This is a genomic window from Pseudomonas sp. SWRI50 (assembly GCF_014269095.1).
Lineage (GTDB): Bacteria > Pseudomonadota > Gammaproteobacteria > Pseudomonadales > Pseudomonadaceae > Aquipseudomonas > Aquipseudomonas kermanshahensis.
In genome coordinates, this window is record NZ_JABWRW010000048.1 from 1 (window position 1) to 10,421 (window position 10,421).

Annotated in this window: 8 protein-coding genes; all 8 read right to left on the minus strand. The window is 62.8% G+C overall.

Annotation, left to right across the window (positions count from 1 at the left end):
• Positions 1-819: phosphoglucose isomerase-related protein (locus tag HU750_RS26805; protein WP_514132432.1), on the minus strand; the 819-nt coding region annotated here is incomplete at its 3' end.
• A 142-nt stretch (positions 820-961) separates the two neighbouring features.
• The gene (gene panC / locus HU750_RS26810) at positions 962-1,825 is read right to left on the minus strand and encodes a pantoate--beta-alanine ligase (protein WP_027595013.1); all 864 of its coding nucleotides are present in this window, start codon (positions 1,823-1,825) and stop codon (positions 962-964) included.
• Positions 1,822-2,622, minus strand: coding sequence for a 3-methyl-2-oxobutanoate hydroxymethyltransferase (panB, locus tag HU750_RS26815; protein ID WP_186683361.1), 801 nt, complete (start codon positions 2,620-2,622; stop codon positions 1,822-1,824). The genes panC and panB overlap by 4 nt, the downstream gene beginning before the upstream one ends.
• A gap of 250 nt (positions 2,623-2,872) precedes the next feature.
• Positions 2,873-3,352, minus strand: coding sequence for a 2-amino-4-hydroxy-6-hydroxymethyldihydropteridine diphosphokinase (gene folK / locus HU750_RS26820; RefSeq protein ID WP_027595011.1), 480 nt, complete (start codon positions 3,350-3,352; stop codon positions 2,873-2,875).
• Entirely contained in the window at positions 3,349-4,737 is a 1,389-nt protein-coding gene (locus HU750_RS26825) for a polynucleotide adenylyltransferase PcnB (RefSeq protein WP_027595010.1), read from the minus strand. The genes folK and HU750_RS26825 overlap by 4 nt, the downstream gene beginning before the upstream one ends.
• An 808-nt stretch (positions 4,738-5,545) precedes the next feature.
• Positions 5,546-6,985: a sigma-54-dependent transcriptional regulator gene (locus HU750_RS26830; protein WP_027595009.1), complete on the minus strand. Its 1,440-nt coding sequence runs from the start codon at positions 6,983-6,985 to the stop codon at positions 5,546-5,548.
• Positions 6,986-6,989: 4 nt separating this feature from the next.
• The gene (locus HU750_RS26835) at positions 6,990-9,965 is read right to left on the minus strand and encodes a sensor histidine kinase (protein WP_027595008.1); all 2,976 of its coding nucleotides are present in this window, start codon (positions 9,963-9,965) and stop codon (positions 6,990-6,992) included.
• Positions 9,949-10,125: a hypothetical protein gene (locus tag HU750_RS26840; RefSeq protein WP_003250005.1), complete on the minus strand. Its 177-nt coding sequence runs from the start codon at positions 10,123-10,125 to the stop codon at positions 9,949-9,951. Before HU750_RS26840 ends, HU750_RS26835 begins: the two co-directional genes overlap by 17 nt.
• Positions 10,126-10,421: the final 296 nt, after the last annotated feature.

Consider the following 10,421-nt stretch of genomic DNA (forward strand, 5'->3'; position numbering starts at 1 on the left):
CCCACCGACCCAGTCCCACATCGGGAAGATGTTCTCTTCACGGATACCGAAGGCGACGGCGGCGGCCTTGTTGCTGGAGACGGCGATGAAGTGGCGATACAGCTCTGCTTCCGAGCCGCCCTGGGCCAGGTACCAGGTGCGCGCGGCCATGGCGTTCTTCAGTGTTTCGAGGGTGTTGAACGATTTCGACGACACAATGAACAGGGTGGTTTCGGCGCGCAGGTTGGCCGACAGTTCATGGAACTCACTGCCGTCGATGTTCGCCAGGTAATGGCAGCGTACGCCGCGTTGTGCGTAGGGCAGCAGCGCTTCGGAGACCAGTTCGGGGCCGAGGAACGAGCCGCCGATGCCGATGTTGACCACGTCGGTGATCGGCTTTTCGCTGTAACCGCGCCACAGGCCATCGTGGATGCGCCCGACCAGCTCGGTGATCTGGTTGAGCACCTTGTGCACTTCCGGCATCACGTTGACGCCGTTGACACTGAGCTTGTCGCCCACCGGGCGGCGCAGGGCGGTGTGCAGCACCGGGCGGCCTTCGGAGGCGTTGATGATCTCGCCGCTGAACATCGACTTGATCGCATCCTGCAGGCCGACTTCGTTGGCCAGGTTCACCAGCAGGTCACGGCTTTGCTCGGTGATCAGGTTTTTCGAGTAGTCGAGGAACAGGCCGCAGCTGCTCAGGGAGAACTGATCAAAACGCTTGGCATCGGCGGCGAAGGCTTCACGCATGCTGAAGTCTTGCATGGCGTCGCGGTGTTGCTGAAGCGCCTGCCAGGCGGGCAGGGCCGTCACATCATGGGGAGTACGGTAATACGCCATTGCTCAGGGTTCCTTGGTGCGTTGTGAGGCCTTGGACATTGGCCACGGCTGTCAGTTGCAGGCAGTCATTATAGGCATTGGCGGCGCGGGGGGAATGGGGGCGTGAGCGGTTATGAAGGGGCCGCGAGGCAGCCCCGAAGGCTTACGCGGTCTTGTCTTCCACGTGCAGGTACAGGTTGTCGATCAACCGGGTGTTACCCAGGTAAGCGGCGGCAATCACCACCAGGTCGCGATCATCGATCATGGCTGGGCGCAGGCTCACGGCATGGCGCACTTCCAGGTAGTCCGGGCGGAACCCGGCGGCGGTCAGTTGCGCCTGGCCGTCGGCCACCAGCGCGGCAAAATCACGCTGGCCACGGCCAATGGCCGCCCCGATGTGCTGCAGGGTGCGGTACAGCGCAGGTGCGGTAACACGCTGCTCGGGGGTGAGGTAACCATTGCGTGACGACAGCGCCAGGCCATCGTCGGCGCGCACGGTCGGCTCACCGATGATCTGGATGGGCATGTTCAGGTCGCGCACCATGGCGCGGATTACCGCCAGCTGCTGGAAGTCTTTTTCGCCGAACACGGCCAAGTCTGGCTGGACCATGTTGAACAGCTTGCTGACCACTGTCGCCACACCCTCGAAATGCCCTGGCCGGCTGGCGCCACACAGGCCTTCGGAAAGGTGGGGGACGCTGACCCGGGTTTGCACGCTCATGCCGTCGGGGTACATCTCTTCGACGGTTGGCGCGAACAGCAGGTTGCAGCCGGCCTGGAGCAAGCGCTCCTGGTCGGCTGCAAGGGTACGTGGGTAGGTGGCGAGGTCTTCGTTGGCGCCGAACTGCAGCGGGTTGACGAAGATACTGGCAACGACAAAGTCGGCCCGCTGGGCGGCCTTGGTCACCAGCGCGGCATGGCCGCTGTGCAGGTTGCCCATGGTCGGCACGAACGCGATGCGCTTGCCTTCGCCACGCGCGCGGCCAACGGCGGCGCGCAGTTCACGGACAGTCTTGACTGTGTTCATGCGCTGAACCCGTGTTCGCTGGCAGGGAAGCTTACGTCCTTGACCGCCGTCACGTAGGCGGCGAGGGCGCTTTCGATGTCCGGCTGGCCGGCCATGAAGTTTTTCACGAACTTCGGCACCCGGCCGCTCAGCGACAGGCCAAGCATGTCGTGCAGGACCAGCACCTGGCCGTCGGTGGCGCTACCGGCGCCAATGCCGATGACCGGAATGTTCACGGCCTGGGTGATTTCTGCCGCCAGTTCGCTCGGTACGCACTCCAGCAGCAGCATGGCCGCGCCGGCCTGTTCCAGGGCAATGGCGTCGGCACGCATCTGCCGCGCCTGGGCTTCCTGACGGCCCTGCACCTTGTAACCGCCCAGTACATTGACGGTTTGTGGGGTCAGGCCCATGTGCGCGCACACCGGCACGCCACGTTCAGCCAGCAGACGAATGGTCTCGGCCAGCCAGGCAGCGCCTTCGAGCTTGATCATGTGGGCGCCGGCCTGCATCAGCGTGGCGCAGTTGGCAAAGGCCTGTTCGGGGGTGGCGTGGGCCATGAACGGCAGGTCGGCCAGAATCAGCGCGCCATCGTTGCCACGCTTGACGCAGGCAGTGTGGTAGGCCATTTCCTGGGTGGTGACAGGCAGCGTGCTGTCATGGCCCTGCAGGACCATCCCCAGCGAGTCGCCCACCAGCAACACTTCGACACCGGCCTGGCTGGCAACCTTGGCGAAGGTCGCGTCGTAGCAGGTCAGCATGGTGATTTTTTCACCCTTGGCCTTCAGGCCATGCAGGGTGGTCAGGGTTACTTCAGGCATGTAGGAAAATCCTCGTTCAGGCGCTGTTAAAACGACTGCATACAACGCGTGTAGTCATCTTCCGGAGCGGCACATCATCGCGCGTGATGTTCGGGCACAGGTCCGTCCGGGCCTAAATACGGGTATGCGGCACTTGGGTGCCACACGGGACGCCTATAGTCGTGAGCGAGGTGGGGGAAGTCAATCACCCTGTTACCGCATTGTTACGATCAGGGTGTTACTGGCGTTACCGCCGCCTGCAGCGCCCGAATTACAGGCGCTCGAGGCCGACGAACGGGCAGGCGCTGATGAGTTGGGCGAGGTCGCGGCCATCGGGCAGGCAGAAGCCTGCGGGCACCAGTTCGGCCAATGGGTAGAGCACGAAGGCGCGGGCGTGCATATGGTAGTGCGGCACCTGCAGGCGCGGCACGTCGATCAGGTGGTCGCCGAACAGCAGGATATCCAGGTCGAGCGTGCGCGGGCCCCAACGCTCTTTGCGCACACGGCCCTGGTCGTTTTCGATGGCCTGCAAGGCATCGAGCAGCGCCAGCGGCTCGAGCGAGGTGTCGAGCGCAGCCACAGCATTGGTGTAGCGCGGCTGGCCAGGCAGCAGCGAGTCACTGGTGAACAGGCTCGAGGTGGCCACTAGGCGGGTGCCGGTGGCCTGGTCGAGCGCCTGGAAAGCGTTCTGCAGTTGTTCTGCAGGCTCGTCCAGGTTGCTGCCCAGGCCGATGTAGGCGCGCGTGGTCACTCGAACGCCTCTTCGCCACCACGCTTACGCTTGCTGGCGCTACGTTTGCGCTTGCGCGGGCCAGCGCCAGTGCCTTCGTCACGGCTGCCCAGCTCGCGAATCATCTCGCGGCGCTCGCTGTCATTGGCATCCTGGTAGTCAGTCCACCATTGGCCGAGGTCGTCGGTTTCTTCACCCGCGCTTTCACGCAGCAGCAGGAAGTCGTAACCGGCACGGAAGCGCGGGTTGTCGAGCAACTGGTCGGCACGTTTGCCGCTGCGGCGTGGCAGGCGTTCCTGCATGTCCCAGATTTCGCGGATCGGCAGGGTGAAACGCTTCGGGATGGCAATGCGTGCGCATTGTTCGGCGATCAGGTCGTGAGCCGCGCCGTTCATGGCCGGGATCGGTGGCACACCTTGGTTTTGCAGGTGCAGCACACGGGCCGGCAGGGCGGGCCAGAGCAGCGCAGCGAAGAGGAAGGCCGGGGTCACCGGCTTGCCCTGCTTCACACGCAGATCGGTGTTGTTCAGCGCCTGGCTGATCAGGGTGTGGGTGTAGGTGGGGCGCTCGTCCAGGGCATGCGCGCTGGCCGGGAACAACGGCTCGAACAGCTGCAGGTCGACCAGCATTTCGAAGGCCATCGCACCTTGGCCGGAGAGGAACAGCTTGAGGCTTTCCTCGAACAGGCGTGCAGGGGGGATTTCGCGCAGCATCGGGGCCAGTTCGCGGATCGGCTGGACCGTGTGCTTTTCGATGCCGAAGTCGAGCTTGGCAGCGAACCGCACGGCCCGCAGCATGCGCACCGGGTCTTCCTGGTAGCGATGGGTCGGGTCACCGATCAGGCGCAGCAGGCGGTTACGCACATCGTGCACCCCGTTGGCGTAATCGAGGATGCGTTCGCTGACCGGATCGTAGTAGAGGGCATTGATGGTGAAGTCGCGGCGTTGCGCGTCTTCTTCCAAGGTGCCGTACACGTTGTCACGCAGGATGCGACCACTGGCGTTGTGCGACGAACGGTGGGTATCACCTTGATCGTCTTCCGAGTGGTGGGCGCGGAAGGTGGCGACTTCGATGATCTCACGGCCGAAATGCACGTGGACCAACTTGAAGCGGCGACCAATGATACGCGCGTTACGGAACTCGGCACGGACCTGTTCAGGGGTGGCGCTGGTGGCGACGTCGAAGTCTTTTGGGGTGATGCCAAGCATCAGGTCGCGGACACAGCCACCGACCAGGTAAGCCTGGTAGCCCGCACTCTGCAGGCGCTCTACGATGTTCACCGCGTGGCGGCTGAACTGGTGGCGTTGCAGCGAGTGTTGGCTCTTGTTGATCACCTCAGGCGTGGTGCGCCTGTGGTGCTGGCCCGGTACGGGAGGGCGGAACGACTGGAACAGCTTCTTCAGCATGGGATGCACTGTTTGAAGGAATGTTCGGCCAAGAATAGGAGAATGGCCGCATGATGGGCGGGGATTCTAGCATTTACTCAAGGAATGGTGTAGGCGGGTAGCAGGATGCCTGCCAGAAGGGAGAAACGACAAGGGGAGCCTAAGCTCCCCAAGAAGTCGTTGCGTGCTCTTATTATTTTTTTGCTGGGCTTCTTGTTTTTGTTGAGTGCCCTGTCCACAAATCGCAAAGCTTGTGGACGACCCCTAATCCAGGGGTAAAGAGCAAACGGATTGCTTTGGCCGCTGATGTCACGTTGATCTGTCGATCCAACCAGTTCAGGCGCTGCTTTTTAGTGCAGTTTTTGTTGTTCTCTGCCTGGTCGTGGGGCAAGCCCCAAACACGCATCCTCTCCAAAAGAATCAGTTAGCTGCGCCTCCGCCGTCTTGTTTTTATTGTGCGTGAGCCGTTTCGTCTTGTTCTTATTCTGAGTTGCAGTGCTTGTTATTGTTTTTGTACTAAGCATATAGCAGGTGCCGTGCCAACTTTTCGAAACCCAATGAAATCAAGGGCTTGGAGGTTTTCGCGGGTTTTTGGCAGGCCGAAAATGGCGGGGTTTCGTTACCGTACACCTCGGGAACTGTTACGCCTGAAAGCTTGGGTAACAGATTTTCGCGGGTACTGATGTGTTACCTGGGGTGTGCGTAGTGGTTTTTGCCGGCCCTTTCGCGGGCAAGCCCGCTCCCACAGGTTCTTTACCGTTCTCAAAGGCGGTGAAGAATCTGTGGGAGCGGGCTTGCCCGCGAAAGGGCCGGTCAGGCCCAAAGCGTGTTACTCGCTGGTGGCGTTGCTCTTGCGCCGCGGGATACCCAGGCGCTGGCGGCGTTCCCACAGGCATTTGCGGCTGACGCCAAGCTTGCGGGCAAGCTCGGTCTCGGTCATGTGGTCCTGGTGCTCGAGCACGAAGTGCTGGAAGTAATCCTCCAGCGACAAGTCCTCGGTAGGCTCATGGCTGGCATTGCCCGCACTGGCCACGGCCAGGGCGTTGTCGAGGATGTCGTCGTCTTCCAGGTCGCTCAGCTCGATGTCGATACCCAGCAGGTCGGCGGAAATTTCTGCGCTCTCGCTCAGAATCACCGCACGCTCCACGGCGTTTTCCAGCTCGCGCACGTTACCCGGCCAGCTGTAATGACGAATCGCTTGCTCGGCATCGGCGGAAAAATGCAGGTCATCCCGGCCAATCCGTGCGCTCTGGCGGGCCAGGAAGGCACTGGCGATTTCGTTGACGTCGCTGCCACGCTCGCGCAGGGCAGGTAACTTCAGGGCGATCACGTGCAGGCGGTAATAAAGGTCTTCACGGAACTGGCCGGCCTTGGCCAGGTTTTTCAGGTCGCGGTGGGTGGCCGCGATCAGGCGCACATCAACCTTCTGCGATTGCACCGAGCCCACCCGGCGGATTTCGCCTTCCTGCAACACGCGCAACAGGCGCGCCTGGGCTTCGAGGGGCAATTCGCCGATTTCGTCGAGGAACAAGGTGCCGCCGTCCGCCGCTTCGACCAGCCCGGCGCGCCCTGCGCTGGCGCCGGTGAAGGCGCCTTTTTCGTGGCCGAACAGCTCGGACTCGATCAGGGTCTCGGGGATGGCCGCGCAGTTCACTGAGATCATCGGTGCCTTGGCCCGGCGTGACAGGTTGTGCAGGGCACGGGCGACCAGCTCTTTACCGGTACCCGATTCGCCCTGGATCAGGACATTGGAATCGGTCGGTGCGACCTTGCGGATCTTGCTGTACATGTCCTGCATGGGCGGGCACGAGCCGATGATGCCGATCTCGCCGTTGGCAGACGCGCTATTACCTTTGTCGGCCGCGGCCGCCTTGCCGTTGCCCCGCGGTTCTGCAGCCGGTGCGGCAGCAGGCGCGTTTTGCCGGTCGCGCAGGATGCGCGCCACGGCCTGGAGCATCTCGTCGTGGTCGAAGGGCTTGGCGATGTAGTCCACCGCGCCCATTTTCATCGAGTCCACCGCCGAGCGCAGGCTGGCGTAGCTGGTCATGATCAGCACTGGGGTGCCTTGGCCAAGCTTGATCAGCTCGGTGCCAGGCGCGCCTGGCAGGCGCAGGTCGCTGACGATCAGGTCGAAGGTGGCAATGCTGAAGCGTTCCTGGGCTTCCTGCACCGAGCCGGCTTCGCTGACCTGGTACTGGTTCCGCTCGAGCAGGCGACGCAGGGCCGAGCGGATGATGGTTTCGTCTTCGACGATCAGAATATGCGGCATTGATTCAATTCTCTCGACGGTCTCGAATTTCAGGGGACGTCGCTACGACATGCCGGGGCAGGGTCACGCGGATCCGGGTGCCACGTTGCCGTTCGATGTCGGCAGGGCTGTCGATGGTGATTTGCCCATAATGCTCTTCCACGATGGAATAGACCAGAGCGAGCCCCAGTCCGGTTCCTTCGCCCGGGTCTTTGGTGGTGAAGAAGGGCTCGAACAGGCGGTCCATGATGCTCTTCGGGATCCCGCTGCCTTCGTCTTCGACAATCAAGTCGACGGTGTGCTCGAAGACGGAGCTGCGCACACGCACGGCACTGCCGGGCGGTGAGGCGTCGCGGGCGTTGGAGAGCAGGTTGATCAGCACCTGGGCCAGGCGCTGCGGGTCACCTTCGGCCCAGTGTTCCGGGTCGCAGAGGTTGAAGAACTGGACTTCGAAATTGCGCCGGTTCAGCGCCAGCAGCCCAATGGCATCCTGCGCCACTTCGGCCAGGCACACCGGCTCTTCGCTGTTCTGATGGCTGCCACCGGCATGGGCGAAGCTCATCAACGACTGGACGATGCGCGACACCCGTTTGGTCTGTTCAAGAATCTGGCTCGACAGCTCGGTGATCTCGCCATCGCCCTCGCGTTCCTCGCGCAGGTTCTGCGCCAGGCAGGCGATGCCGGTGATCGGGTTGCCGATTTCGTGGGCCACGCCGGCCGCCAGGCGGCCAATGCTGGCCAGGCGCTCGGAGTGCACCAGCTTGTCTTCCAGGGCCTGGGTTTCGGTCAGGTCCTCGACCAGCAGCACCAGGCCACTGTTACCCGGCGCCAATGGCTCGTCGATGGCGGCCTTGTGCAGGTTCAGCCAGCGAGGCTGCCCGTCGAGGGCCAGGCGTTGCTTGTGCAGGTGTTCGTCGGGCACGTCGATGAAGCCCTGCAGCAGGCCGCGCCAAGGTTCGCCGATGGTCACCAGGCGCGAGCCGACCACGTGCTTGGCGGCGATGCCGGTCAGCTCTTCCATGGCCTTGTTCCACATCAAGATCTCTTGGTCCTTGGCCAGGGAGCAGACGCCCATGGGCAGTTCCTGCAGGGTCTGGCGGTGGTAGCGGCGCAGGGCGTCGAGTTCGGCGGCAAGGCCGGTCAGGCGCGAGTGATAGTCTTCCAGGCGGCTTTCGATGAAGTGGATGTCTTCAGTGACATAGTTTTCGTTGCCGGATTTGTAGGGCAGGAAGGTCTCGACCATGTCCTGGGCCACGCTCGGCCCCATCAGGCCCGACAGGTTGGCCTCGATGCGGTCGCGCAGGCGGCGCAACGCATAGGGGCGGCGCTCGTCGAAGGGCAGGTAGAGGTCGCGCAGGGCCTGTTCGACTTCTTTCTGCGCAGCCTTGGCGCCCAGTGGCTTGGCCAGCTGGGTGGCAAATTCCTGTGGCGAAGCCGCGTGCAGCTCGCGGCGCTGCGGGCGGCGCACGTTGTCCACCGCGCACGCTTCGGCGGCGCTGGCTTCTTCACTGCTGGCATTGGTGAACAGCGAAATCAGGGTGAACAGCAAGACGTTTGCCGCCAGCGAGGCGATGGCCGCCATGTGCCAGCTGGTGTCGTCGAGGACGTAGATCATGTCCAGCAGCGGAATGTAGAAGCCCTGCAGGTTGCCCAGTAGCGGCAGCAGCATGGTCACCAGCCACACCAGGGTGCCGGCCAGCAGGCCTGCGATGAAACCGCGGCGATTGGCGGTAGGCCAGTACAGCACCGACAACACGCCCGGCAGGAACTGCAAGGTGGCGACGAAAGCGACGATGCCCAGGTTGGCCAGGCTCTGGTGGTTGTTCTGGGTCAGGTAGAACATGAAGCCGGCGGTGATGATGGCGACGATCAGCGCGCGGCGGGTCCATTTCAGCCAGCGGTAGATGTTGCCTTCGGCCGGCGGCTGGTAAAGCGGCAGCACCAGGTGGTTGAGGGCCATGCCCGACAGCGCCAGGGTAGTGACGATGATCAGCCCGCTGGCCGCTGACAGCCCGCCGATATAGGCCAGCAGCGCCAGTGCTTTATTGTTGGCAGCAATGCCCAACCCCAGCGTGAAGTATTCCGGGTTGGTGCTGGCGCCCAGGCGCAGACCGGCCCACAGCACCAGCGGCACGGCCAGGCTCATCAGCAGCAGGAACAGCGGCAGGCCCCAGCTGGCGCTGACCAACGAGCGCGGGTTGAGGTTTTCGGTGAAGGCCATGTGATACATGTGCGGCATGACGATGGCCGAGGCGAAGAACACCAGCAGCAGGGTGCGCCATGGCCCTTCCTGCAGCGGTGTGTGCAGCGCGGCCAGGGCGGTCTGGTTCTGCAGCAGCCACACTTCCAGCCCATGCGGGCCGCCAAACACACCGTACAAGGCGTACAGGCCGATGCCGCCCAGCGCCAGCAGCTTGATCACCGATTCGAAGGCAATGGCGAATACCAACCCTTCATGCTTCTCGCGCGTGGCGATGTGCCGCGAGCCGAAGAAGATGGTGAACAGAATGATCAGCGCACAGAAGGCGAATGCCACCCTGGCCTTGACCGGCTCGCCGGTCAGGATGCTGATCGAGTCGGCCACCGCCTGGATTTGCAGGGCCAGCAATGGCAGTACCCCGATCAGCATGATCAGGGTGGTCAGCGCGCCGGCCCAGGTGCTGCGGAAACGAAACGCCAGCAGGTCGGCCAGCGACGACAGCTGATAGGTGCGGGTGATCTTGAGGATCGGGTAAAGCAGCACCGGCGCCAGCAGGAAGGCCCCGGAGACCCCCAGGTAGCAGGCCAGGAAGCCATACCCGTACTGGTAGGCCAGGCCGACCGAGCCATAGAAGGCCCAGGCACTGGCATACACGCCCAGCGACAGGGTGTAGGTCAGCGGGTGGCGAATAATTGAGCGGGGTATCAGCCCACGCTCGCTGATCCAGGCCACGCCGAACAGCACCATGAGGTACGCGGCACTGATCAGGATCATCTGGGTCAGGCTAAAGCTCATCGGCATCTCGTTGGCTCTGCAGGATGAAGGTGACGACGATCAGGATCAGCCAGAGCAGGTAGGGGCGGTACCAGGCTCCGGTCGGTTCGATCCACCAGTCCATGATGGCCGGGGAGAACAGGTAGATCCCCACGACCAGAAGCAGGACCAAACGATAGATGTACATGCTGGCCTCGATGGTTGGGCGCTGCGGGCTTGGACTTATTATTGGCGCAAAAGAGTGGGCGGATGCTAGCGGGAATCGGTAGGGTTAGCCAAGGGTTTGAAATTATTGGGCTTTTGATTTTGAGGGGAAGTTGCCTGTTCCGGCCTCTTCGCGGGCAAGCCCGCTCCCACAGAAACGGTGCGGAACCTGGACTGCCCCCAAGAAGTTGGACACCAATCCAACCCTTGGGGGATCTATGGGCAAGTACACCGAGCAGTTCAAGCTCAAGGCGATTGCAGCCTACCTTGATGGCAGCC